The sequence below is a fragment of the Mycolicibacterium duvalii genome (genome assembly GCF_010726645.1).
Lineage (GTDB): Bacteria > Actinomycetota > Actinomycetes > Mycobacteriales > Mycobacteriaceae > Mycobacterium > Mycobacterium duvalii.
This window is the reverse complement of sequence record NZ_AP022563.1, coordinates 4,401,913-4,427,087: the sequence shown is the minus strand read 5'-3', so window position 1 is coordinate 4,427,087 and position 25,175 is coordinate 4,401,913. Positions and strand designations below refer to the sequence as shown.

Sequence of the window (25,175 nt, the reverse complement as noted above, 5' to 3'; positions counted from 1 at the left end):
GTGGACGATCCCATGGGCGAGAGGCCGGTATGCCTGTGAATTCGTCTAGTCTTGGTGAGATGGACGCGTTCGGGGACCTCTTTCGTGGTGTCCGCGCACACGGCTCGCTGTTCGGCAGCTCATCGCTGACTCCGCCGTGGGCATTGCACTTCGTCGACGGCGCGCCGTTGACCCTGTGCACGGTGATCAACGGATCCGGCTGGATCGTGCCGGAACATGGTCCCCCAGTGGAGGTGCGCCACGGTGACTCGGTTGTGGTGCGGGGCCCGGACACCTTCACTTTCGTCGATGCCGTGGACACGCCCGCGGATCCGGTGGCGTGCGGAGAGTTCTGCGCGACGCCCGATCAGGGTGGCACCAGGCATCGTCTCGGCTGGACTGACGCTGTCGCTGAGGGCACCGCAGCGGCGACGTTGATCGTCGGCGCCTACCTGGCGCGCGGAGAGATCTGCCGGCGCCTGCTCGACGCGCTACCGCCGGTGTTGCGCGTCGAGGGAGGAGGCGCCGGCGATTCCGTACTCGAACTCGTCGCCGCCGAGGTGGCTCTCGACGTCCCGGGGCAGCAGGTGGTGCTGGACCGCCTGCTGGACTGGCTGCTGGTGTGCACGTTGCGCGAATGGTTCGACAGTCCTGACGGCGAGCCGCCCGCCTGGTGGACGGCTCAGCGTGATCCGGTGATCGGGGAGGCGTTGCGGTTACTGCATGCCGATCCTGCGGCACCCTGGACGGTGTCCGCGTTGGCCGATCGGGTGGGAGTTTCGCGGTCGACGTTGGCCAAGCGATTCACCGACCTGGTGGGTGAGCCGCCGCTCACCTATCTCACCGGTTGGCGGATGACCCTGGCCGTGGATCTCCTGGTCGAGAAGGAGACGGCGACTGTGGCTGAGGTCGCCCGGACCGTGGGCTATCACGATCCGTTCACGTTCAGTGCGGCGTTCAAACGGGTCCGCGGCATCAACCCGAGTCAGTTCCGCCGCAATGCGTTGCGGCGTCTCGACACCGTGGCCGTCGCGGAGTAGACCGGCGGCCCGTGACGGCAGGGTGTCGCTCGATGAACCCACTGCCGGGATGGAGCCGCGGTTTCGAGTCCAAGGCGGCGCAGCTGCAGAAGCTGCTCACGACCGAGAGCGCCGAATTCCGGGCCGTGTGGGACAAACACGAAATCGGCATCAAGCCTCGAGAAGTCAAGCGCTACAACCACCCCGAAGTAGGAAGACTGGAGCTCAGCTGCCAGTTGCCGGCAGTGGTCGCGAATCAGTTGTCGCCCGGCGTCGGTGGCTCGTAGGGGTGGTACCACTTCCATTGGGCGCGTTCGCCGGTGGGGCCGCGGTAGGGCGGGACGTCGGGGGGTGGCTGGGTGGGTGGGCGGGCCAGGGAGCCGGGGCGTAGCGGTCGGCCTTGGCGGTCGGTGACGGTGATGGTCGGGGCGGGTCCGGTGATGGTGATGACCCCGCGGTGGTGTTGGCGGTGATGCCACGGGCACAGCAGCACCAGGTTGTCCAGCTCGGTGGCTCCGCCGTCCTCCCAGTGCTGCAGGTGATGGGCGTGCAGGCCGCGGGTGGCCCCGCACCCGGGCACCGCGCAGGTGCGATGGCGGTGCTCCAGGGCGCGGCGCAACCGTCGGCTGATGGTGCGGGTGCTGCGCCCGGACCCGATCGGTTCGCCGTGGCGTTGGAACCACACCTCGCAGGTGGCATCACAGCTCAGATAGCGGCGCTCGGCATCGGTGAGCAGCGGGCCCAGATGCAGCGAGGCGACCTTGTCCTTGACGTCGACGTGCACCACCACGGTGGTGCGCTGCCCGTGCGGGCGGGCCGTCACATCGGCGTCCCACCCCGCCTCGACCAACGCCGTGAACGCATCCACCCGCGTCGGCATCGGCGGCCGCACACCGACCGCATCCTCGTCATCGTCCTCAGTGTCGTCGGCGGAGTCCTCACCGGCGTGGTCGCGTTTCCACTCCGCGATCAGCCCGTCGTGCTGGGAGGCCAGCCCGGCCTCGAACGTCGCCGACTCAAGGGTCGACAGCGTGATCGTCCAGCAGACCAACTCTCCCTTAGACCTCTTGCTGACCTGCGGCTGCAATTGCGGGCGCGGCGCCGGCGCCGGTTGCGGCTCGACCTTGACCGCCGTGCGCAACTGCGCCACCGTCATGTTCTCGGCCAACCCGGCATAGTGGGCATCGGAGCCCTGCCCGCTGCGCTGGGCGATCACCCCGACCTGATCCAACGACAACCGGCCCTCCCGCAACAGGGCCGCACAGCGCGGGAACTCGGCCAGCCGGTCGGCGATCGCGGTCACGGTCTCGGCGTTGTTCGGCGAACACCCGATCTTCCACGCCACCAACGCTTCGATCGACCGGCACCCGGTGTTGCCCCACAACCGGTCCCCGTCGATCTGGGCCACGATCTCCACAATCCGGCCATCGATGGCATTGCGCTGCCCCGCCAACTCCGACAACTCGTCGAACAACGCATCCAACCGAGCCGCCCGACTCGACGCAGGCTCGACCTCGTCATCGGCCAACAGCGCGGTGGAAGACATGACCCCATACAAGCAGCAGGGTCTGACAATTCCGGACCTGTTGGCGGCTCACGGATTACGTCGCGGGACGCAGGCTGCGCAGGGTGCTCGTCAAGAATTTCTGCAGCGCGACGTCGCGTTCCGCCCGGGATTCTCCGGTGGTGGTGAGCAGCGCGTACACGCCGAGCAGGAAGAACGCCGCGCTGTGGTAGGCATCGACGTCGTCGTACAGCTCGCCGCGAATCCGCGAGCGTTCGATCTCGGCGGCCAGCAGCACGAACAGGGGATGGTTGACCCACTGTTCGGGTTCGGGTCGGGTGGGGGAGAAGTACAGGCTGATCACATCGTGGAACAGTGCTGAGCCCCAGCGACTTTCCAGGTCGAGCACCAACTCGATGATCGTTCGCAGCACGGCGGGCAGGTCGTGGCGCGTGTCCAGGAAGTGGCCGAGCTCGTTGGCGAGTTGCACCTCGTCGCGGCGGATCAGCTCCAGCAGCACATGTTCTTTGGTCGGGAAGTGGAAATAGAAGGTACTGCGCGCGACGCCTGCGGACTTCACGATGGCGTTGATGTCAGCCGATTGGGTGCCGGCGCGCTGGAACTCCACGATCGCGGCGTCGAGCAGTTTGGAGCGCGTGTGTCGACGCTGCTCATCCCGCCGGGTCGCGCTTTCTGGCACGCGCCCATTGTGCCCGATCACGGTGGCTGGCTGACCGTTGTCGGCCAAATTGCCGCGTCGAGACGGCCTAAAGCAGCTCTTTGCATAGACAACCGAGCCAATTCGTTGTCATCTGTCAGTGAACGTGCTAGACCTGTCGGGACACGGCCGAGACATCAGACAGGCGATATCGACGATGACGACGACGGCGATGAACATCCGGGGCCAGCGCATCATGTTGTGGATGGTGCCGCCGGCGGCGGGGCTGTTCGTGCTGGCCTACTTCTTGTTCCCGGTGTTCTGGCCGCCGCTGTCACCGACGATGACGCCCGAGCAGGTCGCGGCATTCTTCGGGGCCAACGTCACCGGCATCCTCGGGGTGGCGATCCTGTGCAACCTGATCGCGTGCTCGCTGGTGCCGTTGTTCGCGGTCACGGCCGTGCAGATGTCGCGGATCGGGACATCGAGCAACGTCTTCACCTACGCCTACATGCTGTGCGTCGGCGTCGGGCTGACCGCGTTCATTCTCGCCGATTACTGCTGGGGCATGGCCGCTTTCCGGCCTGACCGGGATCCGCAGCTGATCAGCCTGCTCAACGACATGGCGTGGTTCTTCTTCATCGCACCGGTGGGCACCATCGTGGTGCAGAACCTCTGCCTGGCGGTCAGCATCTATCTCGACTCCCGCCCCGATCCGATCTTCCCCCGCTGGGTGGCGCACTTCAACGTGGTGACCGCAATCCTGTTGATCCCGAGCGCGTTCTCGCTGCTCTACAAGACCGGGCCACTGGCCTGGGACGGGGCGCTGTCATTCACCCTGCGCCTGGCCGTATTTGCCTGCTACATCGCGGTGATGTTCGTCGTTCTGGTGCGCGTGGTCAACCGGCAGGGCACAACGCAGGAAGCCCAAGAGGCCCTGGTATGACCAAGAGCCTCGCGCCCGCCCCCGAGCCGGCCGCGCCGCGGCCGCGGAGGTGGCGCGATTCCAAGAAGCTGGATCAATGGATCGCCTTCTGGACGGTGCCGGTCTTCTTCAGCCTCTTCGGGCTGGTGTTCGTCCCGCTGAGCTGGATGATGCCGCCCCGTTCCCCGAGCGCTCCGCAGTCGGAGATCGTCGAGTTCATGCAGTCGCCCAACCTGCTGATCGCCTGCGTCATCTTGACGTTGGCGTTCGGGATGGCGCCGATTTCGAATGCGTGCTACCTCAACCAGATTCGCCGGATGTCGGTCAGCCCGGTGCTGCGCTACAGCCTGATGGCCGGCGCCATGACCGGCACCATCGTCGGAATGCTGTTTCCGATGTTCTGCTTCGGCCTCGGCGCGTTCCGTCCGGGCTACGACCCGGCGATCCTGGCCATGCTGTACGACTTCGGGTATCTGGCGTTCATCGGATCACTGGGCTGCTTCTGCATCATGTGGATGGCCTTCGGTCTGGCCATCATCCTCGACCAGAACAACGTCCTGCCCAAATGGCTTGGCTATTACACGGTTTGGCAGTACGTGACGGAGCTGATGGCAGCGCCGGTCTGGATCGCCAAGTCCGGACCCTTCGCCTGGGACGGCCTGATGACGTTCTGGTTCGCGATGGCGCTGTATGTGCCCTGGCAGATCATCGTCTACCTCTGCATCTACCGCGCCATCAAGAATCAGCCCGAGGACGAACTCGACAACGTCGACCTCGGTCCGCGAGTGGCCGCATGACCGAGGCGACGGCGCAGATCACCACCGCGCCCGCACCACGAGACGCCGGGCAGCGCAACCACCTGCCCGGCGCATCGAGTATGTGGTTCTTCGTGATCGGCGATCTGATCATCTTCGCCGTCTACTTCGTGGTCTACATGTACTACCGCGGTCAGAACCACGACCTGTTCCTGGACAGCCAAGCCAAACTGAACACCGACATCGGTGCGGTCAACACCGTTGTGCTGCTGACCAGTTCGCTGCTGGTCGCGCTGGGCACCTCGGCGGCGCGCGCGGGAAAGACCGCGGAAGGCCACCGGCTGTTCTGGCTCGCGCTGGGGTGCGGCGCGGTGTTCCCGGTGCTCAAGGCATTCGAATACATTCCCGAGGTCATCGCCGGCATCACCCCGGGCACCAACCTCTTCTTCATGTTCTATTTCGTGATGACCGGGATGCACCTGTGCCATGTGCTGCTCGGCCTGGCGATCCTCTACTTCGTCGTGCGCGATCTCCGCGGCCCCGCGCCGCGCATGTCCTTCGTCGAAACGGGTGCCACGTACTGGCACATGGTCGACCTGTTGTGGATCGTCCTGTTCGCGCTGCTGTATCTGATGAGGTGACCCTGTGACCGCCTACCTGCGCCACCCGCTGACCATCGTGTGGGCCGTGCTCACCGCGGTGACCGTAGCGTCGTGGCTGACCGCCCGCGACACCGCAGCGGTCCACCACATCGACACCACGGTGACCGTCATCGTGCTGCTGATCGCAGCGGTCAAGACGCAGTTGGTGATCTGGCACTTCATGGAGGTCCGGCACGCACCCGCGTGGTTGAAGGTGACGACGACCGGGTGGCTGGTCGTGCTCTTCGGCCTGCTGCTGGGCCTGTACTTCGCCGCGCTGTAGGACGCGGCCTTCACACCGAGGGGCGACGCGGATCGGGGACGGCTCTGATGGCGAGGAAACCGGTGGGCTCGCGGTTGAGCCGCTCGTAGCGTTCGAGGTCGATCGCTGCGGCCTGCGGCGTGGGGCGCGGTTCGAGCAGCCGCTCGATCAGGAAACCGGCGTGGTGCAGTTCCTCACAGGTCTGTTCGAGCGGAGACAGCCAGGACCGCAGCCGCCACCCTCGGCTCCAGGTCTCGTCGACGATCCGGGTCTGAAAGTAGTTGCCGCCGTGTCGTAACCAGTCGCCGGTCGGATGCGGACGTGAGACGACGAGGGCTCCGCCCGGACGAAGGACGCGGCGCAGCTCGGCCAGCGCGGCCACCCTGTCGTCGACGTACTCCAGGGCCAGCGCGAGCAGCACGGCGTCGACCGTGTGATCGCCGAGCCAGTCGAGCGGATCGGCCAGATCGTGGACGCGGAACTCACCGGAGGGGACGCGCTGTCGGGCCAGTTCGACCATGCGGGGACTCTGGTCGAAACCGATGACTCGCGCGTGCCGGCGGGCCAGTTCCTCGGCATACAGTCCAGGCCCGCACGCCGCGTCGAGAATCGTTGCTCCGGCGACGTCGCCCAACAGGGCCAGGCAGGCGGGGCGGTCGACGTGGGCGTTGAACAGACCGTCGCGGGCGTGATCGAGGAAGCCGTCGGCGAACACCTCGTATTGGGGTTCGGATCCGACCGCATCAGGCACCCGACCATTGTCGCGGCCCCTGCCGAGCCAGGCCCGCTCGGGGCTGTGAACCGTCCGAACGGTGCGCGGTTCCGAATAGGTGGTGACCGCCCGTCGGTGGGGCGGTCGCCAACGCATGGGCCGTGCGTGTCGAGAGGATGCCGTCCTGTTGGAGCGAGCAACCGCGTGGGCCACAGCCGCGCCGCGCCGCGTGGTCGCGATCGCCGTGCTGGTGATGATCGCCGCCGCGATCTTCGGCGTGCCTGCCGCCGGCAGCCTGTCGGCCGCCGGCTTCCAGGACCCGAACGCCGAATCGACGCTGGCCAGCCGCACCCTCGCCGAGGCGCTCGGCCGTAGCGATGCCCCACTGATCGTGACCGTCACCCACGCCGACAGCACCGACGCGGCCCGGGAGGCCGGCCTCGACGTCGTCACCCGCGCCCGTCAGGACCCGAACGTCGCCGACGTCCAATCCGCCTGGACCTCTCCGACACCGGCGCTGACCGCCGAAGACGGCCGGACCGGGCTGGTGATCGTGGCCTTCCGCGGCAGCGAGGACGACGCCCCCGGATACGCCAGCGCCCTCGCCGACGACATCGAGGCCACCGTCGTCCCGCGCCACGAGGACGTGCAGATCCTGGCCGGCGGTCCGGCGATGGTGCTGTCCCAGATCACCTCGCAGACGCTGCGCGACGTGCTGATCATGGAAGCCATCGCCGTGCCGCTGAGCTTCCTGGTGCTGGTCTGGGTCTTCAAGGGCCTGTTGGTGGCGGCCATCCCGATCGCCGTGGCGGGCTTGACGATCGCCGCGTCGATGGCCGTGCTGCGCCTGATCTCGATGGTGACCGACGTGTCCATCTTCGCGCTGAACCTGACCACGGCGCTCGGGCTCGCGCTGGCGATCGACTACACGCTGCTGATCATCAGCCGGTTCCGCGACGAGGTGGCCGCCGGTGCCCCCCGCGACGCGGCGCTGCACACCACGATGCGCACCGCGGGCCGCACGGTGGTCTTCTCCGCGCTGACGGTCGCGCTGTCGATGGTGACGATGGTGCTGTTCCCGATGCACTTCCTGAAGTCGTTCGCCTACGCCGGGGTGGCCACCGTCGCGTTGTGCGCGCTCGCCGCGCTGGTGGTCACCCCGGCGGCGATCGTGCTGCTCGGACCCCGGCTGCTCAGCCGGTCACGGCACGCCGCGACAACACCGACCGAGCAGAGGTTCTGGTACCGCTGGACCAAACTCGTCACGCGGCGGGCGCTGCCCGTGGGCGTGGCCGCGGCCGCGCTGCTGGTCGCCGCGGGACTGCCCTTCGCAGGCGTGAAGTGGGGGTTGCCCGATGACCGCGTGCTGCCCACGACCACGTCCGCGCATCGCGTCGGCGACATCCTGCGCGACCAGTTCCCCGCCATGGAGTCCACGGTGACGGTCGTCGTGCCCGACGCGGCCGGGCTGCCGGCCGCAGAACTCGACCGCTACGCAACGCAGGCCTCGCAGATCGCCGACGTCTCGCTGGTCACCGGGCCGACGGGGGTCTTCGCGTCGGGCCGCAAAGTCAGCGACAACCCCGACCCCGCCGCACGGGACCCCGACATCGCGGTGATCAGCGTCGGCAGCACCGCGCCGGTGTCCTCGCCGGCCTCGGAGCGTCAACTCGACGATCTCCGCGCTGTCCCCACGCCGGCCGACCGGCCGGTGCAGGTGACCGGAAGCGCGCAGATCAACCGCGACACCGTCGATTCCATCACCGAACGACTGCCGGCCGTGCTGATCGCGATCGCGGTGATCACGTTCCTGCTGTTGTTCCTGCTCACCGGCAGCGTGGTGCTGCCGCTCAAAGCCGTGCTGCTCAACGTGCTGTCTTTGACCGCGGCATTCGGGGCCCTGGTGTGGATCTTCCAGGACGGCCACCTCGGCGCCTTCGGCACGACCCCCACCGGGACGCTCGTGATCAACATGCCGGTGCTGCTGTTCTGCATCGCGTTCGGCCTCTCGATGGACTACGAGGTCTTCCTGATCGCCCGGATCCGCGAGTACTGGCTGCGCAGCGGGCGCACCCGCGCCGACAACGACGAGAGCGTCGCACTGGGTCTGGCGCACACCGGCCGGGTGGTCACCGCGGCGGCGTTGATCATGTCGATCTCCTTCAGCGCGTTGATCGCTGCCCAGGTGTCGTTCATGCGCATGTTCGGCCTCGGGTTGACGCTGGCCGTCCTGGTCGACGCGACCCTGGTGCGAATGGTGCTGCTGCCGGTGCTCATGCAGATGATGGGCCGGTGGAACTGGTGGGCGCCCGCCCCGCTGGCCCGGCTACACCAGCGCATCGAAGCGCGGGTGACCCATTCCTGAGCCGGGACCGCGCCCATCCGAGGCCACGGCTGCTCCGAATGCTGAGTGACGTATCGGTTCGACGAGGGGGCCCAGCATGCACGACCACCACCGCGAACACCTGTCTCGCGGCCAGGCAGGGCAGTGACGATGGCCGTCGTCCTCGCCTACATGTCCCCGGCGCTGGGTCACCTGTTCCCCTTCTGCGCGCTGCTCGGCGAACTCGCCCGAAGGGGCCATGAGATCCACGTCCGCACGCTGGCCTCCGGCGTGGCGCTGTGCCGGGAGCAGGGCTTCGACGCCCGCCCGGTGGACAGTCTCATCGAGGGTCTGCAGACCCTGCACACCACCACCAACGTGCTGCAGTCCGCGCGCGAGACCGTCGATGTGCTGACTCGCCGCGCCGAACTCGAGATCGACGACTTCTGTTGCGCGCTCGCCGATGTGGACCCCGACGTGGTGATCGTCGACGCGAACTGCTGGGGCGCGATGTCGGTCGCCGAGACGCAGAACCGCCCCTGGGTGGCGCTCTCGCCGTTCATCCCGTACCTGCGCTCGCCGGGTTCGCCGCCGTTCGGCGCGGGCGCGCGGCCGTGGCCCGGTCCGTTCGGCAGGATCCGCGACCTCGGGGTCGGCGCCGTGACCAGCCTGGTGTTCGACGTCCCGCTGCGGCGCGGCATCGGGCCGGTACGCGCGGCGCTGGGACTGCCGCCCGTGCACTCCGCCGACGAGCTGCTGCGCCGCGCGCCGAAGCTGTTGGTCGCCACCGCCAAACCGTTCGAATACCCGCACACCGACTGGGGCGACACGGTCGAGATGATCGGCCCGGCCGAATTCGACCTGCAACGCCCGGCGCCGGCGTGGCTGACCGAGATCGACCAGCCCGTCGTCCTGGTCACCACGTCGTCAGTGCCGCAGGCCGACGACGCGCTGATCCACACCGCGATCGAGGCTTTCCACGACGAGCCCGTGCATGTGGTGATCACCGCCCCGACCGCGGGCGGTGCCGCGACGAAGGTCGCCGACAACGTGACGCTGTCGGGGTTCGTCCCGCACTCGGTCCTGCTCGAGCGGGCCGTCTGCGTGATCACCCACGGCGGGCTGGGCATCACCCAGAAGGCGCTGGCGCGCGGAATCCCGGTGTGCGCTGTTCCCTACGGGCGGGACCAGTTCGAAGTCGCCCGACGCGTGGAGGTGGCCGCCGCGGGCGTCCGATTGCCCGCCGGCCGGCTGAGCCCGGGCCGGCTGCGCGACGCCGTGCAGACCGCGCGGACGATGGGCGCCGGCGCCGCGGCGGTGGCCGCTGGATTCGCTGCCTGCGGCGGCGTCGCGCGCGGGGCCGATCTGGTGGAGCAGCAGGTGCGCGAGGCGGCCCGGACATGGGAGCCGGCCGGCGCGTAGCGTTACGCGGCCGCGGTCAGGATCGCTGCCGCCCCGTCGGTGACCGCGATCGTGTGTTCACTGTGCGCGGTGCGCGAACCGTCCGCCGACCGGAGGGTCCAGCCGTCCGGGTCGTGGACGATCTTGTCGGTCCCGCGCGCGAACCACGGTTCCAGCGCCAGGGTCAGACCGGGCCGCAACCGCAGTCCGCGGCCGCGCCGGCCGACGTTGGGAACAGGTGGGTCCTCGTGCATGGTGCGGCCGAGCCCGTGCCCGCCGAACTCGGTGTTGACCGGGTAGCCGTAGGCGGCGGCCACGTCACCGATGGCCGCGGAGACATCGCCGAGCCGGTCGCCCGGGCGGGCCGCGTCGATGGCGGCGGCCAAGGCGCGTTCGGTGGCCTCGATCAGCCGCTGATCCTCGGCGCGGGGTGTGCCGACGATCAGACTGCGTGCCGAGTCGGCCACCCACCCGTCGATCGACACGGCCATGTCCATGCTCAGCAGATCACCGTCGCGCAGCGCATAGTCGTGCGGCAAGCCGTGCAGCACAGCGTCATTGACCGACAGGCAGATGACGTTGCGGAACGGCCCGCGACCGAATGAGGGGGCGTAGTCCCAGTAGCAGGACTCGGCGCCGCGCTCGGCGATCATCTCCCGGGCGCGGCGTTCGAGGTCGAGGAGGTTAACACCGACCCGCGCGCGAGCCTGCAGGTCGTCGAGCACCTGCGCGACGAAGGCGCCCGTCGTGCGCATCGCCGCGATCTCCGACGCGGTCTTCAACTCCACCATGCGTGCCTCCAGAATGCTGGTATAGAAATACCAGGCTAGCGGACCGCTCGGTATTTTCATACCGACTGACGTAGGGTGGTGCCCATGGTGCGATCTCCGTTGACACCGCAGCAGCTCGCCGCTGGGAAACGGCTGGGCGCCTACCTGCGCGCGGCCCGCGGCGAGCGCACCTTGGCCGATGTCGCACAGGCCGCGGGCATCTCGCCGGAGACGCTGCGCAAGATCGAGACCGGACGGTTGGCGACGCCGGCCTTCACCACGGTCGCCGCGCTGGCGACGGTGTTGGACATCGCCCTCGACGATCTCGGCCGCATCTGCCTGGCCGACCCGAGTCTGCAGGCTACGGCTCAGGGGCTCGCGTTATCCTCGGCCCGTGAGTAGCCGGCAGGTTCTTGGTGGGGTGGTGCACGAACTGCCGGCCGACCTGGCGAGCGCGCTCACCGGCAACGCGCCGGCGCTGGCCGCCTGGAACGACATCACGCCGCTGGCGCGCAACGAGTTCATCTGCTGGGTCGAGGATGCCAAGCAGGCCGCCACGCGGGAACGCCGGATCCGGCGCACCCAGGAGGAGCTCGAGGAGGGCAAGCGCCGGCCGTGCTGCTGGCCCGGATGCAAGCACCGGGAACGGACCGGCAAGCCCTAACGGTTGCGGCGCGACTCCCGGCGATTCTCCTTCTTGATCGCCGAGACCAGCTCGTCCTTGGTCATCTTCGACCGGCCCGAAATGTCCAGCCGTCGGGCGACCTCGACGAGGTGCTTCTTGCTGGCGTTGGCGTCGACGCCCTCCTGGCTCTCGCCGCTGGGCCGGGGACCGCCGCTTTCGGCGCGGTCATCGGACGGGCCACGCTGCTCCTTCTGCTCCCAGTGGTCGCCGACCTTCTCGTAGCTGTGTTTGAGCGCGTCGTAGGCGACGCGATGGGCCCGCTCTCCCTCGCCGTACTGTTCGGCGGCGGCGTCGTGGGCCTTGGCGAACGTGCGCTGCGCCTTGGCGTCGGATTTCTGCAGGGTGCTGGGCAGCTCGTCCTTCTTGGGCTTGCCGGACTTCGTCGTCTTGGGCACGGGATCACACCTCCGAGATGTCGGACTCTGTGGTGAGTTATCCGTCGCCGTCGCGTTGACACCCCGGCCCGGAGAGTCGAAATCGCGGGAACGGGTACTGGCTGGGAATGAAGATTCCTGATGCGGTCGCGCTGACCACCGGCGTCCAGTCGCTGCGGGCCACCGCCGGGGCCGTGTTGGGCGCGCCGGGCGGCCTGTTCGCCGGGCCGGCAGAGACGTTCGACGCGGTGCTCACGATCGATGACGACGCATCGGTGTCCGGCGAGCTGTTGACGCCGGGGGCCTCCCACCGGGCCGTGGTCACCGCCGGTCCGGACCGGCCCGGGTCGCAACCGCGCATGCTGTGCCTCAAAGTCCCCGACGCCTACGGCGCCGGTCGGGATCAAGACTTCCTGCTGGCCTCCTCGGGGGACGGCGCACCCCTGCACCACGCGGTGCTGCCGGCCGCGCCGGTCGCACCGCTGTATTCGTCGCTGTGGCTCTACCTCGCCGGGTGGGAACCGGTGCTGTTCGGGGTGTGCCCTCCGGTCACCGGTCACGATGTCCGCTTCGGTGTCGGTGACGAATTGGGGTTCATGGTCAGCCCGCCCGTGGGCCGGTTCCGCCGGGTCGGAGCGGTGAAGCTGACCGGTGTGGCGGAGGGCCGGCCTCCGTTCTCGGGGGCCAACAGCGGCGGCGGCATCCGCGCGCTGCCTCCGGTCCTGTTCTACTGACGCCTTGTGGGACCGGCCCGGCGCGCTACGCGCCCCGCCCGGTCTGCTGCTGCAGCGAGTCGATGAGCTCCGAGGCCTGCGCCTTGGTCAGGTCGTCGTCCACCTCGGTACCGGCCTCCTGGGCCAGCGTCTGCAGGTAGCTGCGCTGCGGGCCGGTCATCGGTTCCTCCCCGGTCACCCACTGCGACGTGTCTTTCTCGGCGTTCTCGCTCGGTGCCTGTCCGATGTTGTCTGTCATGTCGTGATCACCTCCGCCCGGGGGATGCCCATCGCAAGTATGTTCGAAACACGGTGGCGGTCTGTCGCTTCCCCGGGGCACCTGAAAACATGCATGCCGTGGGCAGAAACGAACGCGCGAAGATCGTCATGACCGACGGCGAGATCGCCGACTTCATCGAGCAGAGCCGGACCGCCACCATGGCCACGGTGCTGCCGAACGGCCGGCCGCACCTGGTGGCCATGTGGTACGCGGTGCTCGACGGCGAGATCTGGTTCGAGACCAAGGCCAAATCGCAGAAGGCGGTCAACGTGCGCCGCGACCCGACCGTGACGGTGATGGTCGAGGACGGCCTCACGTACGACACGCTGCGTGGGGTGTCGATCGACGGGACCGCGGAAATCTACGACGACCCGGAGACCAACCTGCGCGTGGGCATCAGCGTCTGGGAGCGCTACACCGGTCCCTACACCGACGAGATGAAGCCGTTCGTCGACCAGATGATGAACAACCGCATCTGCGTGCGGGTGGTGCCGTCGCGGACGCGCAGCTGGGACCACCGCAAGCTGGGCATGGCCGCCATGCCGCTGTCGGGCAGCACGGCCCAGTACCTCTAACCGATACTGCGCGACGGCGCGAAGCCGGGGTTGGCCAGTGCCGTCGCGGTGGCGGTGCCGATCGGTCCATCAGTGTCGACGAGCACCGCGGTGCCGGTGGCCACGCCGTCGTCGCTGTGGTGGGTCAGCGCGGCCAGCCCGAGGTACTCGCTGCGCCGCAGCCGGCTCAGCGCCAGCGTGTAGTCGGCGTTGATGAACGGCAATCCGTCGGCGCCGAAATGCGTCAGCGAGCTGGCCATGTCCCCGGCCATCGCCGCGCGGGTGAACGGTGTCAGCGTGACGCCGTCGACCAGCGGGATCAGGTCGCGCACCCACATGTGCTTGGGTCCGTCGTAGGCCCAGGCGCCCAGCCCGCGGCTCGGTGTCTTGCCGTCCTTGCCGTAGGTCCAGACCAGTGTCTTGACCTCGTCGTCGAGGTCCGGCGGGTCGGGCGGCAGCGGCGGCATGGTGACCGGGGTGGTCCAGCGGTCGCCGGGCGGCTGGTCGCCGCGGCGCAGATACAGCGCGCTGGCCCGGCCGACTTCGACGCCGTGCTGAACCATCGTTGCGTCGAGCAGGTGCAGGCGGCGCCCGGACCGGCGCACCGACGTCTGCACCTGTACCGGCTCCAGCGCCACCGGGCGCAGCAGATCGACGGTCAGCCGCGCCGGCTGCAACCCGTCGTCGGTGACCGCGTTGTCGACCGCGAAACCGAGCACCCGCCCACGTAGTTGCCGCTGACGGTCTGCCCCCACGGGCCCCGCGCCCACGGCGTGGGAACGAAGTGGTCACCGTCGACGACGAAGAAGGCCCGGCTGCTCATCGCCGATGACGATAGCGGGCGCGCCGATCAGCGTTGCGCGAGCAGCCGTTTGACGTCGTCGGTCACCGGGTCGGTGATGTCCTTGAACTCGGGGTGCTTGTCGATGTAGCCGGCCACCATCGAACACACCGCCACCACCCGCAGCCCGGCGTCGCGGGTCTGCTCGAGCGCGCCCGCCACCAGCAGGCTGCCCAGCCCGCGGCCGCTGAACTGGTCGTCGATCTCGGTGTGCGGGAAGATGCGCTGGCCGTCGCGGTCGACGTACTCGGTGAACCCGGCGCGCTGCCCGTCGACGGAGATGGTGAAGCGGTCTGCTTCGGCGGTCACCTCGGTGGGTGCGCCGGTCTTGTCGGTGCTCATTACGCCTTTCTCTGCAGCAGCCCCGCGAATTCGGGGTTCTTGTCGATGAATTCGGCGACCATCCAGCATTGCGGCACCACCTGCAGGCCCGCCTCGCGGGTCGCCTCGAGCGCCTCGCGGACCAGGATCGTCGCCAGACCGCGCCCCTGATAGGCCTGGTCCACTTCGGTGTGGGGGAAGACCCGGGCACCGTCGCGGTCGAAGAAGTCGGCGAACCCGACCGTCTTGCCGTTGACCGCGATGCTGAACCGGTCGGAGCCCGCGGTCACCAGCGTCGGAGCGCCCGTTCTGTCGGTGGTCATGAGTCCTCTATACCCGTGTTGCGCGCGCGGACACCGATGGGCCGGGCCCGTTATGCGGACATGCCGAGCGGGATCATCGCCGACCGGAGGATCTCGACGTCGTGATCGCCGATGCGGAAGCCCCCGAAGCGGAATTGATAGCCCCAGCGCGTCTTGTCCTCTATGAACTCCAGCCGGTCGATCAGCGGCCGGATCGGCGTCTCCACACAGCGCAGGAAGTCCACGCGCCGCCGCCACGGCCGGAACTCCGGCGCGACCTCGGCCTGATACGGGTCGCCGTCGGCGACCCGACCGATGGCGGTGAAGGCCTGCACCGGTGCGCCGCGGGGGTGTTCGGCCCGCGGCGAATAGCAGATGACCCAGTCTCCGGGCGCCATCGCCCGCACCGGAAACGCTCGGCCGTGGCCGGCCTGGATGAAGCGTCCCTCCACGGCGCGCAGCACATGGTCGCGGCTGGCGGTGATGATCCAATTCGTCATGTCCGCACGCTATGCCCGGCCTCCGACCGAAACCCCCGGTTATCCACAGCCCTGGGGATAACGGTCCCCGGCGGGTCACGGATACAGTCGCGCTCATGGGCGACAGTGACGTGACGGCCGAGGATCTGCGCAACGCGACGTTCGACAAGCCGCCCTGGAACAAGAGGGGCTACGAAGAGAAGCCGGTCCACGACTTCCTTGCGCTGGCCGCCCGCCGCCTCGACGGCCGCGGTCATCTGTCGGCCGACGACGTTCGGCACGTTCGCTTCAACAAGCCGCGGATCGGAAAGCGCGGCTATGACACCGCCCAGGTGGACGCGCTGCTGGAGAAGATCGCCGCGGCGATCGACCGCCTCGATGCCTGAGCCCGAGCACCCGATCCGCGACGACCTTGCGGAGCTGCGGCGCCGCCGCGCCCGGACCGAGGACGCCGCCCGGCCCGACGCCGTAGAGCGCCGCCACGCCGCGGGCGGACGCACCGCCCGCGAGAACGTCGACGACCTCGTCGACCCCGGCTCGTTCGTCGAGTACGGCCGGTTCGCGATCGCGCCGCAACGGATGCGCCGCGACGTCGAGGACCTGATCGCCCGCACCCCGGCCGACGGCCTGGTGGCCGGCACTGCCCGGGTCGACGGGCAGCCCTGCGCGGTGCTGTCCTACGACTACACCGTGCTCGCCGGCACCCAGGGCGCGATCGGGCACCGCAAGAAGGACCGCCTCTTCGAGCTGATCGAGCGGATGAAGCTGCCCACGGTGTTCTTCGCCGAGGGCGGCGGCGGCCGGCCCGGCGACACCGACTACCCGGTGGTGTCGGCACTGGACACCCGCGCATTTGCGTTGTGGGCCAAGCTTTCCGGTGTGGTGCCGCGCATCGCGGTGGTGCACGGACGCTGCTTCGCCGGCAACGCGGTGATCGCCGGCGCCGCTGATCTGATCGTCGCCACCCGTAGCGCGTCGCTGGGCATGGGCGGGCCGGCGATGATCGCCGGCGGGGGACTGGGGGAGGTGCACCCCGACGCGGTCGGCCCGATGGAGGTGCAGGAACCCAACGGCAACGTCGACGTCGTCGTCGCCGACGAGACCGAAGCGGTCACGGTAACGAAGAAACTCCTCGGCTACTTCCAGGGCCCCACCGCGGACTGGACCGCCGCCGACCAGACCGCACTGCGCGACGCGGTGCCCGAACGCGCGCGCCGGGCCTACGACGTCGCGCCGGTCATCGAGACCCTCGCCGACGAAGATTCGGTGACGTTCCTGCGGCCGCGCTTCGCCCGGGAGATGGTGACCGCGCTGGCCCGCATCGAGGGCCGGCCGGTCGGCATCATCGCCAACGACACCCGGTTCACCGCCGGGGCGATCACCGCGGCGGCCTCGGACAAGGCGGCGCGTTTCCTGCAGCTCTGCGACGCGTTCGGTGTGCCGGTGGTTTCGCTGATCGACTGCCCGGGCTACATGGTCGGGCCCGCCGCCGAAGCCGAGTCACTGGTCCGGCGTGCCTCCCGAATGCTGGTGGCCGGGGCGGCATTACGGGTGCCGCTGATCGCCGTCGTGCTGCGGCGGGGCTACGGGCTGGGCGCGCAGGCGATGGCCGGGGGCAGCCTGCACGAGCCGGTGCTAACCGTCGCGTGGCCCGGGGCGCACCTCGGGCCGATGGGCCTGGAGGGTGCGGTGCGGCTGGGCCTGCGCAAGGAACTCGACGCCATCGCCGACGACGCCGAACGCGAGCAGCGGGTGCGTGAGGCCACCGCGGCGGCGCAGGAGCACGCCAAGGCGCTCAACGCGGCGATGCTCTTCGAGATCGACGACGTCATCGACCCCGCCGACACCCGCGCGGCGATCGCGTCGACGCTGACCGCCGCCGCGACCGCCCCGCCTGCGGCACGGCGGCCCTTCGTCGACACCTGGTGACAAGCTTCGGTGTTGCCCCGCAGAACAAGATCAGCGTACGTACCATGGGGCAACCCGTTTCGGTGCTCTGAGGTGGCCGCGGTCGAATCTCACGGAGGTGTGGATGAGCGTCACGCATCAGGGGCGGGGCGCGGGTCTGGGCCTGCTGTTACAGGCTGTGCAGGAACTGTCGCTGGCGCGCAGCCTCCCCGAGATCCAGCGCATCGTCCGGAGCGCGGCGCGACATATGACCGGCGCCGACGGCGCGACCTTCGTCCTGCGCGATGACGGTCAGTGCTATTACGCCGACGAGGATGCCATCGCGCCGCTGTGGGCGGGCAAGCGTTTCCCGATGGAGGCCTGCGTCAGCGGCTGGGTGATGCTGCACCGGCAGTCCGCCGTGATCCCCGACATCTACGCCGATGACCGTATCCCGCAGGCCGCCTACCGGCCGACCTTCGTCAAGAGTCTGGTGATGGTGCCGATCCGCACGCTGGATCCGGTCGGCGCGATTGGCGCGTACTGGGCCGAACGACGCCATCCCACCGACGACGAGGTGTCGATGCTGGCGGCGCTGGCGGATTCGACGTCGGTGGCCATGGAGAACGTCACGCTCTACGCCGAGCTCGACCAGCGGGTGGCCGACCGGACCGCGGCGCTCGAGCAGGCCACCGAGGAGATCCGGCGGCTGTCGCTGACCGACGATCTGACGGGCCTGAACAACCGTCGCGGCTTCTTCGACCACGCCGAGCGGGCGTTGCGCCGCTGCCGCGGCAACGGGGGCCGGTGCCTGCTGGCGTTCCTCGACATCGACGACCTCAAGTCGGTCAACGACACCGACGGCCACGACGCCGGCGATTCGCTGCTGGTCGCCGCGGCCCGGGTGTTGCGCTCGCTGCTCGGACCCACCGACATCGCCGCGCGGCTCGGCGGGGACGAGTTCTGCGTGCTGGTGCTCGATGCCGTGCAGGAACCCGAGGATCTGAAAGAGCAGATCCTGACGGCGTTCCGCAACGACGTGGACGCCTGCCGGCAGCCCCTGGCCGTCAGCGTCGGGGTGATCGAAACCGACGCCGCCGACGGCGCCTCCATCGACGAATTGCTCACCCGCGCCGACGAACTGATGTATGTCGACAAGAAGGGCAAGTCCGGCCCGGTGGTCGACGCGCTCAACGTGTAGGGACGGTGTTCCCGCCGAGCCGTCCGCCGCCGACCCCCCGGGCTCGGCGGCGGACGGACCAGGTCAGGCGGTCTCGGCGTAGTAGACGCGGCGCTGCCGCACGGGATAGCCGTGCTGTTCTGCCAGCGACTTGAGCTGGCGCAGTGCGAAGGTGCGGCCGCGCCCAGCCTCCGGAACGTAGATCCCCGCCCAAAGCCCCTCGGCCCGGGGCGACTCGTAGGCCTCGCGCGCGCACGGCCAACGACGAGGACACGACCGACAAATGGCCTTCGCTTCGTCGTCAGCGGTGGTGGTCCACCGCTCGGGGTCCGCGGTGCACGCGCCGACCGGTGTCTCGTCAAACGGCGTTGCGTTCATCGTGTCGCTCCTCTGTGCCTGGCGGCGGGGTGCCGCGATATTTCGAAAGCTAGCGGACAAACCGTAGCGATGCAACAGTTACTGCAACGGATCGCCGGTGTGCTCCGCCGGGCGGCCGGGCCGCCTCCCGCCGTGCACCAGGCGTTAAATGTCAAACGACGTGCAGTTATGTTGCTCCGGCGATGCGATCGACACCGGACCTACCGGTGACGAAACACCGCAGCATTAATGCGGATTGTGTCTGCTCGAAGGTGTAGCTTTGACACAGAAACCACGCGGATTCGGTCACCCAAGTCGTAGCGGCCAGGGCCTGGCTCGTTACGATGACGACGCCGATCGGCTGAGCACATTGATCCGAGCAAGCACGAGGTATCCGGGCCAGATGACGAACGCGGAGTCGATCGACGGGTCGACCAGCGCACCGGATCCCGGAATGCTGCGTGCCGGCGCTGCCGCCGCCGCACGGCGCCGCGAACTCGACATCAGCCAGCGGCGCCTGGCCGCCGAGGGCATCATCAACGCCGGTGCGCTCATCGCGTTCGAGAAGGGGCGCAGCTGGCCTCGCCAGCGTACGAGGGCCAAACTCGAGGAGATCCTGCGCTGGCCGCCGGGCGCCATCGAGCGGCTGCGGCGCGGTGAAGCGGTGCATCCGTCGCCACGCCCCGAGATGTCCACCGCGCCTGCGGACGGGGACGAGATCTCGTTGATCGCGCAGGCCGTGCTCACCGCGGCCGGCACCCTGCGGACCACCATCGCGACGCTGCCCGCGACCGACGACCAAACTTTCACTCCTCGTGCGACATCGCTGCTGTCGGATCTGCGCCAACTCGAAGCCGTCGCCTCGCGCGCAGCACGCATCGGCCGGATCACCCCGTCGTTGATCAAAGCCCTCAGTGCGGTACGCAGCCTTTACGACGAGCTGATGCTGCGCGCGGCCGCCGCACCGTATGCGACATTGGGGCAGCGGCTGTACGCCGTGCGCCGCGCCGCAAACCTGACGATCGCGGAAGCTGCCCAGGCCGCGGGGGTGGCCGAAGACGCGGTCCGGCAGGTCGAGACCGAAGAGCCGGCGGCACCGGCCGATGTCGAGGCGCTCGCGGCGCTGGTGGCCCAGATCGGGTAGTGAGGCAGCAAACCCCGCCGCGGCACCCGGTGTCCGGTCCTCGCGGTACCGATGCGATGGGGACGCAGGCGCGGGCGGACTCCAGCGGTGGGACGCGAAGACTCCGGGCGTGATCACCACAAGATATTTGCCGGGAAACCTATTGGTAGGCATAAACAGCAGCTGAGGAATTGCTGAGATCTGCATTTCGAGGCGAATGGTAGCGCTTTCGCGCGCCGAATTACTGATCTGAAGGGGTCCTGGTCGCTGGTACTGTGCTCCTGGGAAGGGGTGGACCATATGGATCCGATCGACCATCTCGGAGGGTTGGGCAAATCCGGGTCGGGAGTTGGCGGGGACAGCGGCTCGGCAGCTGCGCCGAGTGCAGTGCGGTCTTCGACCGACGACACGTCGCTCAGGAAGGGCACCGCATCACCCATCCTGGATGCCGGTCAGATGGTGATCGCGGGGATGCGCTTGACCGCGGGATGGGGTCGACCGGAACAGGGTGAGCTGTTCGAACGCGCCGCCTACGACTTCGATTCCGCCGCAGGCACACTGGCCACGGCCCGTCCCAACGAAGACTGGGAGGGGGCGGCCGCGCAGAGCTATGCCTACGCGCACCACCGGCAAGCGGCCCGGGTCGACGCCATCGCGCTGCTCGATCGCCACGCGAGCCGGGTGCTCTCGCGCCAGGCGCAGCAAGTCGAGGTCCGTCGGGACAACCTCGACGAGCAGTCGGACTTCCTCGCTGACGTGAGCCGGACGACATGGGCGCTGGCGTCTGTGCCGGGATTCGGCCCCGCCGCGAAGACCACCGTCGAATTGGCGGCGGTAGCCACGGCAGTCCATCACAGTGGTCAGGAACTGGCGCTGCTGTCGCGGGAGTCTTCCCACAACGCGGGCGAGTTGATCCGGCTGGCGTCGCACTACACCGCGTTGGCTGTGCCGGAGGGCCCGCCGGCTCTAGACGGAGACCCTCTCCCCGACGAAGAACCCGCGGACGAGGTGCCGAAGGAATCCGAGGACTCCCGCTCCGACAGCGCATCCGACGACGTGGTTGGTCCCGGCGTCGTTGCCCCGGTCCCGGCCGCCGGCCGCAGTACCCGGGCCGACACCGACAACAGTCTAATGAGTGCACCGGTACTCTCGCCGCCCCCTGTGCCGGCTGCTGTGCCGGTCGGCTCGACCGCTTCGGGCGGACCACCAGCGGCCCCGGCGACGGATCCGATGTCGGGAATGGCGTCGGCGTTCGGCGCGCTCGGCGGGCTGATCGGCGCGATGGTGGCACCGCTGACCGCCACCGTGGCCGGCGCTGCCGGCGCCGTGGGGCAGTCCTTGTCGACGTTGACGGCGGGCGGGACCGAAATCCCAGATGCGGACGAGGGAATCCGCGACCACGACGCGGTCGGCGATGCGGACAGGCACCCGAATGGCGAGTCCGGCTCCGGTGAAGATGCCGACACCCGGGCGCCCCGAGCATCAGATGCGTTCGGCGGTGCTTCCCCGGCTCCAGAGGAGACGGAAGCAGAGGTAGCGATCCCACCGGCCCGGCCGGCCGATACCGTGCCAAGCGTTCCCGCACCGCCCGCCGCCACCAGGCCGCCGCAGTAACGAGCCGAAGGAACCACACGTGTCTCACGAAGCGCTCCGCGTCGCCACGTCCCATGTGCGCGCACTGGCCGCCAAGCACAGCCAGGCAGCCGAGGAACTCGGTGCGGCCACCCAACGAGTGAACGGTGTGCACACTCGGGTCCGCACCACGCACGGCGCCGTCGCATGGGCGTTCGCGGACGCCGTCGAGGCCCTCGAGCAGGCGAGGTCCACCGCGGCGCGCGCAATCGCCGAACGGTCCTGCACGTTGTCCGATGCTCTGGGATCGGCCGCCGTCCGCTACCGAACGACCGATGAATCCTCGGCGAGCAACCTGAACAAGCCGGTGAACCCCGACCGGATTCCATTTGCCCGGAGGCCGCGTTGACGGCGGCGCCTTTCCTCGGCGACGGCGAGCCCACGCACTACGACGACGTTGTGGGTGTCGAGCTCACCATCGACGGAATGCTTGTGGTCGCTGACCTGCTGCACCTGGTCGAGTTTCCACTCTCGCTGGGGATTCGGCCGAACATCCCGTACGAGGATCAACGCAAGATCGTCGCCGAACAGGTGGCACGCGATCTCACTGCGCAGGGCGTCTTGACGGCGTTCGGAGATCCTCATCCGGAAGTCGCGGCGATGGTCGACGCGCTGTCCCGTCCCGACCGGACGCTCGACTGCCGGTGGTGGCGGCGTGATCTCGGTGGCAAAATGGTGCGCTTCGTGGTCTGCCGCAAGGGGGAGCGTCATGTCGTGGCCGCGCGCGACGAGGAGATGTTGGTGCTGCAGCGTGTGGCGCCGCAGATCGGGCTCGCCGCGATGGTGAACGTGGTCATCGGAGACGAACGGGCGGCCGACGTCGAGCCGCTGACCGGGTTGGCCGACGAACTGTCCGGCGTGCGCACGGCAGACCAGCTCACCGGCTACGGACAGCCGCTCGCGTCGGCGAAGATCTATGCCGAAGCCACCGGCAAGCCGACCAGTTGGGTGGAGATCACCGCAAACGAGCGGCATCCGGGCGGTACATACTCCCGGGCAGGAGTGGGCGCAGGTGTGCTGGACTCCGCGCACGGGCGGATCGTGTCGATTCCTCGGCGGGTCAACGGAGAGCTCTACGGAAGCTTCCTGCCCGGCACCCCCGAAAACTTGCAGCGCGCGCTCGACGGATTGGTGGAGTTCCTGCCGTCCGCGACATGGTTCGACAACACGCCCGCGCGGGACAGCCCCGACGCGGCCCATCCCGACTGAACAGAAAGGCGACACAACGGTGGCCCACCCTCCGGCAGGCACCCCTGACGGCGCCGACGACGGCGCCGTCGACGACGGCGAACGTGATGACCTGGCGGCGCTGGATTTCAGCACCGGCGCCGATGCCGTGGGCGAGACCGACCTCGCGGTCATCTTGGGTGACTACTCGCCCGCTGCCGACCAGGACGACGCGGGTGTGGATTTCGCGATCGGCGATGTCCGAGGGAGGGGGGAAGACCCCATGCCCACCTTCACCGTCACCAATCCACCGGGAACGGTGACGGTGACCACCTTCATGGACGGTCGCGTGCACCAGATCGACCTGTCACCGCGGGTGACGTCGATGACCGAGCACCGGCTGGCCGACGAGATCGTCGTCATCGCGGGGCTGGCCACTCAGGACGCGCGCTCCGCGCAGTACACGTTCATGTTGGAAGGCATGAGCGAACACGGTCACGACGATGCCGCGACCCGCGACTTCCTCAGTCGCGAACTGGATCTGCCCACCCCCGAACAGGCGCAGGCCGCGCGCGCCGAACTGTTCACCACCCGTTACGCAGGTGAAGAATGAGCGAGCATCTGGCCAGCTTGTTCGGTACCGCCGTGGGCATGTTGCCGACCGCGCCCGCACGATCGCTCGAATTGTTCACCGAGATCACCGATCTGGACGAAGCCGCCTGTGACGCATGGGTCGGCCGTATCCGCTGTGGGGACACCGACCGCGTCACGCTGTTCCGTGCCTGGTACTCGCGCAACAACTTCGGCCAGCTCGCAGGCGCCGCCGAGGTCCCGATGATCAGCCTCGGTGCGCGGGTGCCGATCGGCGGGTTGTACGGCGACATCACCTATCCGGTGAACTCGCCGCTGGCGATCACGATGGGTTTCGCCGTCAAGGAAGCCGCGCTGGGCAACTACACGGACGCGCTGGAAGCGCTGGAGTCGATCCCGTCGACCGGTGCAGAGCACTTGGTCTCCTGGGGCAAGGCCGTGGTCTATGGGGCCGGACAGCGGTGGACCGATGTGATCGACGAGGTCCGTGCCGCCGCCTCGTGGCCGGACAGGTTTCTGGCAGCTGCCGCGGGGGTGGCCCACGGCGTCGCGGCAGCGAATCTGGGACTGTTCACCGAAGCCGAACGTCGACTGGTGGAGTCGAATTCGTCGCCGGCGGGCGAGGCGTGTGCCCAGGCGATCGCGTGGTACCTGGCGATGACGCGCCGCGGTCAGGGCAACGAGGAGGCTGCGCGGGCGCTGCTCGAATGGCTGCAAGCCACTCACCCCACCCCACAGGTCACGGCGGCTCTGAACGACCCGAACCATCGCCTACAGACCACGACGGCCGAGCAGATCTCCGCGCGTCGGGACATCTGGGATCCCGACAGCGTGGAGGCCGACACCACCGGACGGGACAAGCTGCTCGCCGACGCCCAGTCCGAACTCGAGCGGCAGATCGGGCTGGCGCGTGTCAAGGAGCAGATCGAGCGCTACCGGGCCGCCACCCAGATGGCGAAAGTGCGTGCGGCGCGGGGCATGAAAGTCGCCCAGGCATCCAAGCACATGATCTTCACCGGCCCTCCGGGTACGGGCAAGACGACGATCGCCCGGGTGGTGGCCAACATCCTGGCCGGGTTGGGCGTGATCGCGGAGCCCAAGCTCATCGAGACGTCGCGCAAGGATTTCGTGGCCGAATACGAGGGTCAGTCGGCGGTGAAGACCGCACGCACCATCGACCGCGCGCTGGGCGGGGTGCTGTTCATCGACGAGGCCTACACCCTGGTGCAGGAACGCGACGGGCGAGCCGACCCGTTCGGCACCGAGGCGCTCGACACACTGCTGGCCCGGATGGAGAACGACCGGGATCGCCTGGTCGTGATCATCGCCGGCTACAGCAGCGACATCGACCGACTGCTGGAGAGCAACGACGGATTGCGCTCGCGGTTCGCCACCCGCATCGAGTTCGATTCGTACGCGCCGGAGGAGATCGTCGACATCGCCAAAGTCATTGCCGCGGGTAATGACTCGGCCCTCAGTGACGACGCGGCCAAACACGTGCTGGAGGCGGCGACGCTATTGACTACGAGCACGGTCAATGGCAAGCCGGCGCTGGACGTGGCCGGCAACGGCCGCTATGCGCGGCAACTGGTGGAGGCCGGTGAACAGACTCGCGACATGAGGTTGGCCCGCTCGCTCGACATCGACGCGCTGGCCGACGACCAGCTCAGCGAGATCAGCGCCGATGACATGGCCGCGGCCATCGTGTCGGTCCACGCTCGACTGAACATCGGCACGTAA

At 68.7% G+C, this 25,175-nt stretch carries 31 protein-coding genes and 1 pseudogene; 21 read left to right on the top strand and 11 right to left on the bottom strand.

The features are described from left to right. Positions 1-59: 59 nt before the first annotated feature. A complete protein-coding gene (locus G6N31_RS20915) occupies positions 60-1,019 on the top strand; it encodes an AraC family transcriptional regulator (RefSeq protein WP_098006493.1) in 960 nt (319 codons plus the stop codon). Between the two features lie 32 nt (positions 1,020-1,051). After that, on the top strand, positions 1,052-1,285 hold the full coding sequence (locus G6N31_RS20910; protein ID WP_163722288.1) for an MmyB family transcriptional regulator: 234 nt from the start codon (positions 1,052-1,054) through the stop codon (positions 1,283-1,285). Here G6N31_RS20910 and G6N31_RS20905 read toward each other — a convergent pair. Both G6N31_RS20905 and G6N31_RS20900 read right to left on the bottom strand, forming a co-directional pair. Next, the gene (locus tag G6N31_RS20905) at positions 1,255-2,544 is read right to left on the bottom strand and encodes an HNH endonuclease signature motif containing protein (RefSeq protein ID WP_163722286.1); all 1,290 of its coding nucleotides are present in this window, start codon (positions 2,542-2,544) and stop codon (positions 1,255-1,257) included. The genes G6N31_RS20910 and G6N31_RS20905 overlap by 31 nt on opposite strands. Positions 2,545-2,599: 55 nt before the next feature. Beyond that, complete coding sequence (locus tag G6N31_RS20900) at positions 2,600-3,202, bottom strand: TetR/AcrR family transcriptional regulator (RefSeq protein ID WP_420091230.1); 603 nt, start codon at positions 3,200-3,202, stop codon at positions 2,600-2,602. 175 nt (positions 3,203-3,377) lie between these two features. On the opposite strand from G6N31_RS20900, the gene G6N31_RS20895 reads away from it, so the two are divergent. Genes G6N31_RS20895 through G6N31_RS20880 form a run of 4 tightly spaced genes read left to right on the top strand, consistent with a single transcriptional unit; the run spans position 3,378 to position 5,764 of the window. After that, entirely contained in the window at positions 3,378-4,106 is a 729-nt protein-coding gene (locus G6N31_RS20895) for a hypothetical protein (protein ID WP_098005594.1), read from the top strand. After that, entirely contained in the window at positions 4,103-4,882 is a 780-nt protein-coding gene (locus tag G6N31_RS20890) for a hypothetical protein (protein WP_098005596.1), read from the top strand. Before G6N31_RS20895 ends, G6N31_RS20890 begins: the two co-directional genes overlap by 4 nt. Continuing rightward, positions 4,879-5,481, top strand: a complete 603-nt coding sequence (locus tag G6N31_RS20885; RefSeq protein WP_098005598.1) for a cytochrome c oxidase subunit 3 — start codon at positions 4,879-4,881, stop codon at positions 5,479-5,481. The genes G6N31_RS20890 and G6N31_RS20885 overlap by 4 nt, the downstream gene beginning before the upstream one ends. A gap of 4 nt (positions 5,482-5,485) precedes the next feature. Continuing rightward, positions 5,486-5,764, top strand: coding sequence for a cytochrome C oxidase subunit IV family protein (locus G6N31_RS20880; protein WP_098005600.1), 279 nt, complete (start codon positions 5,486-5,488; stop codon positions 5,762-5,764). Positions 5,765-5,774: 10 nt separating this feature from the next. Here the strand turns inward: G6N31_RS20880 and G6N31_RS20875 are convergent, their stop codons facing one another. Then, entirely contained in the window at positions 5,775-6,494 is a 720-nt protein-coding gene (locus tag G6N31_RS20875; RefSeq protein WP_098005676.1) for a class I SAM-dependent methyltransferase, read from the bottom strand. Between the two features lie 145 nt (positions 6,495-6,639). On the opposite strand from G6N31_RS20875, the gene G6N31_RS20870 reads away from it, so the two are divergent. Together G6N31_RS20870 and G6N31_RS20865 are read left to right on the top strand one after the other, a co-directional pair. After that, positions 6,640-8,820 (top strand): MMPL family transporter, encoded by a 2,181-nt coding sequence (locus G6N31_RS20870; protein WP_420091246.1) that lies wholly within the window; start codon positions 6,640-6,642, stop codon positions 8,818-8,820. A gap of 129 nt (positions 8,821-8,949) precedes the next feature. Then, positions 8,950-10,200: a nucleotide disphospho-sugar-binding domain-containing protein gene (locus G6N31_RS20865; RefSeq protein WP_098005602.1), complete on the top strand. Its 1,251-nt coding sequence runs from the start codon at positions 8,950-8,952 to the stop codon at positions 10,198-10,200. A gap of 2 nt (positions 10,201-10,202) precedes the next feature. On the opposite strand, the gene map is transcribed toward G6N31_RS20865, so the two are convergent. Continuing rightward, positions 10,203-10,970: a type I methionyl aminopeptidase gene (gene map / locus G6N31_RS20860; protein WP_098005604.1), complete on the bottom strand. Its 768-nt coding sequence runs from the start codon at positions 10,968-10,970 to the stop codon at positions 10,203-10,205. An 84-nt stretch (positions 10,971-11,054) separates the two neighbouring features. On the opposite strand from map, the gene G6N31_RS20855 reads away from it, so the two are divergent. After that, positions 11,055-11,351: a helix-turn-helix domain-containing protein gene (locus G6N31_RS20855; protein ID WP_098005606.1), complete on the top strand. Its 297-nt coding sequence runs from the start codon at positions 11,055-11,057 to the stop codon at positions 11,349-11,351. After that, positions 11,344-11,613, top strand: a complete 270-nt coding sequence (locus G6N31_RS20850) for a YdeI/OmpD-associated family protein (RefSeq protein ID WP_098005608.1) — start codon at positions 11,344-11,346, stop codon at positions 11,611-11,613. The genes G6N31_RS20855 and G6N31_RS20850 overlap by 8 nt, the downstream gene beginning before the upstream one ends. On the opposite strand, the gene G6N31_RS20845 is transcribed toward G6N31_RS20850, so the two are convergent. Then, positions 11,610-12,029: a ChaB family protein gene (locus tag G6N31_RS20845; protein WP_098005609.1), complete on the bottom strand. Its 420-nt coding sequence runs from the start codon at positions 12,027-12,029 to the stop codon at positions 11,610-11,612. The two genes, G6N31_RS20850 and G6N31_RS20845, sit on opposite strands and share 4 nt — an antisense overlap. Before the next feature lie 107 nt (positions 12,030-12,136). On the opposite strand from G6N31_RS20845, the gene G6N31_RS20840 reads away from it, so the two are divergent. Beyond that, positions 12,137-12,742, top strand: coding sequence for a hypothetical protein (locus G6N31_RS20840; protein ID WP_098005611.1), 606 nt, complete (start codon positions 12,137-12,139; stop codon positions 12,740-12,742). Between the two features lie 25 nt (positions 12,743-12,767). On the opposite strand, the gene G6N31_RS20835 is transcribed toward G6N31_RS20840, so the two are convergent. Next, positions 12,768-12,980 (bottom strand): DUF3072 domain-containing protein, encoded by a 213-nt coding sequence (locus G6N31_RS20835; protein WP_098005613.1) that lies wholly within the window; start codon positions 12,978-12,980, stop codon positions 12,768-12,770. A gap of 98 nt (positions 12,981-13,078) precedes the next feature. On the opposite strand from G6N31_RS20835, the gene G6N31_RS20830 reads away from it, so the two are divergent. Further along, positions 13,079-13,576, top strand: a complete 498-nt coding sequence (locus G6N31_RS20830; RefSeq protein ID WP_098005680.1) for a pyridoxamine 5'-phosphate oxidase family protein — start codon at positions 13,079-13,081, stop codon at positions 13,574-13,576. Here G6N31_RS20830 and G6N31_RS20825 read toward each other — a convergent pair. The 4 genes and pseudogenes from G6N31_RS20825 to G6N31_RS20810 form a co-directional block, all read right to left on the bottom strand. Beyond that, positions 13,573-14,378: pseudogene (locus G6N31_RS20825) on the bottom strand (acyl-CoA thioesterase domain-containing protein). The gene G6N31_RS20830 and the pseudogene G6N31_RS20825 sit on opposite strands and share 4 nt — an antisense overlap. A gap of 27 nt (positions 14,379-14,405) precedes the next feature. Beyond that, on the bottom strand, positions 14,406-14,738 hold the full coding sequence (locus tag G6N31_RS20820; protein ID WP_098005615.1) for a GNAT family N-acetyltransferase: 333 nt from the start codon (positions 14,736-14,738) through the stop codon (positions 14,406-14,408). Further along, positions 14,738-15,040, bottom strand: a complete 303-nt coding sequence (locus tag G6N31_RS20815) for a GNAT family N-acetyltransferase (RefSeq protein ID WP_098005616.1) — start codon at positions 15,038-15,040, stop codon at positions 14,738-14,740. The genes G6N31_RS20820 and G6N31_RS20815 overlap by 1 nt, the downstream gene beginning before the upstream one ends. A 50-nt stretch (positions 15,041-15,090) precedes the next feature. Further along, entirely contained in the window at positions 15,091-15,519 is a 429-nt protein-coding gene (locus G6N31_RS20810) for an EVE domain-containing protein (protein ID WP_098005617.1), read from the bottom strand. Between the two features lie 95 nt (positions 15,520-15,614). Between G6N31_RS20810 and G6N31_RS20805 the strand changes: the two genes are divergently transcribed. The 3 genes from G6N31_RS20805 to G6N31_RS20795 all read left to right on the top strand — a co-directional run bounded on the left by G6N31_RS20805 (position 15,615) and on the right by G6N31_RS20795 (position 18,586). Continuing rightward, on the top strand, positions 15,615-15,884 hold the full coding sequence (locus G6N31_RS20805; RefSeq protein ID WP_098005620.1) for a DivIVA domain-containing protein: 270 nt from the start codon (positions 15,615-15,617) through the stop codon (positions 15,882-15,884). Continuing rightward, a complete protein-coding gene (locus tag G6N31_RS20800; RefSeq protein WP_179964216.1) occupies positions 15,877-17,427 on the top strand; it encodes an acyl-CoA carboxylase subunit beta in 1,551 nt (516 codons plus the stop codon). Before G6N31_RS20805 ends, G6N31_RS20800 begins: the two co-directional genes overlap by 8 nt. Positions 17,428-17,530: 103 nt before the next feature. Continuing rightward, entirely contained in the window at positions 17,531-18,586 is a 1,056-nt protein-coding gene (locus G6N31_RS20795; protein ID WP_098005621.1) for a sensor domain-containing diguanylate cyclase, read from the top strand. A 63-nt stretch (positions 18,587-18,649) separates the two neighbouring features. Here the strand turns inward: G6N31_RS20795 and G6N31_RS20790 are convergent, their stop codons facing one another. Then, positions 18,650-18,943, bottom strand: a complete 294-nt coding sequence (locus G6N31_RS20790; RefSeq protein WP_098005623.1) for a WhiB family transcriptional regulator — start codon at positions 18,941-18,943, stop codon at positions 18,650-18,652. Between the two features lie 382 nt (positions 18,944-19,325). Between G6N31_RS20790 and G6N31_RS20785 the strand changes: the two genes are divergently transcribed. From G6N31_RS20785 to eccA, 6 genes are all read left to right on the top strand, one after another. Beyond that, positions 19,326-20,066: a helix-turn-helix domain-containing protein gene (locus G6N31_RS20785; protein WP_098005625.1), complete on the top strand. Its 741-nt coding sequence runs from the start codon at positions 19,326-19,328 to the stop codon at positions 20,064-20,066. A 279-nt stretch (positions 20,067-20,345) separates the two neighbouring features. After that, positions 20,346-21,659: an EspA/EspE family type VII secretion system effector gene (locus tag G6N31_RS20780; protein WP_133117723.1), complete on the top strand. Its 1,314-nt coding sequence runs from the start codon at positions 20,346-20,348 to the stop codon at positions 21,657-21,659. Between the two features lie 19 nt (positions 21,660-21,678). Continuing rightward, a complete protein-coding gene (locus G6N31_RS20775) occupies positions 21,679-22,026 on the top strand; it encodes an ESX-1 secretion-associated protein (protein ID WP_163722284.1) in 348 nt (115 codons plus the stop codon). A 77-nt stretch (positions 22,027-22,103) separates the two neighbouring features. Continuing rightward, positions 22,104-22,886 (top strand): ESX secretion-associated protein EspG, encoded by a 783-nt coding sequence (locus G6N31_RS20770; protein ID WP_098005684.1) that lies wholly within the window; start codon positions 22,104-22,106, stop codon positions 22,884-22,886. Between the two features lie 19 nt (positions 22,887-22,905). Then, entirely contained in the window at positions 22,906-23,457 is a 552-nt protein-coding gene (locus G6N31_RS20765; protein WP_163722283.1) for a hypothetical protein, read from the top strand. After that, positions 23,454-25,175: a type VII secretion AAA-ATPase EccA gene (gene eccA / locus G6N31_RS20760; RefSeq protein ID WP_098005633.1), complete on the top strand. Its 1,722-nt coding sequence runs from the start codon at positions 23,454-23,456 to the stop codon at positions 25,173-25,175. Before G6N31_RS20765 ends, eccA begins: the two co-directional genes overlap by 4 nt.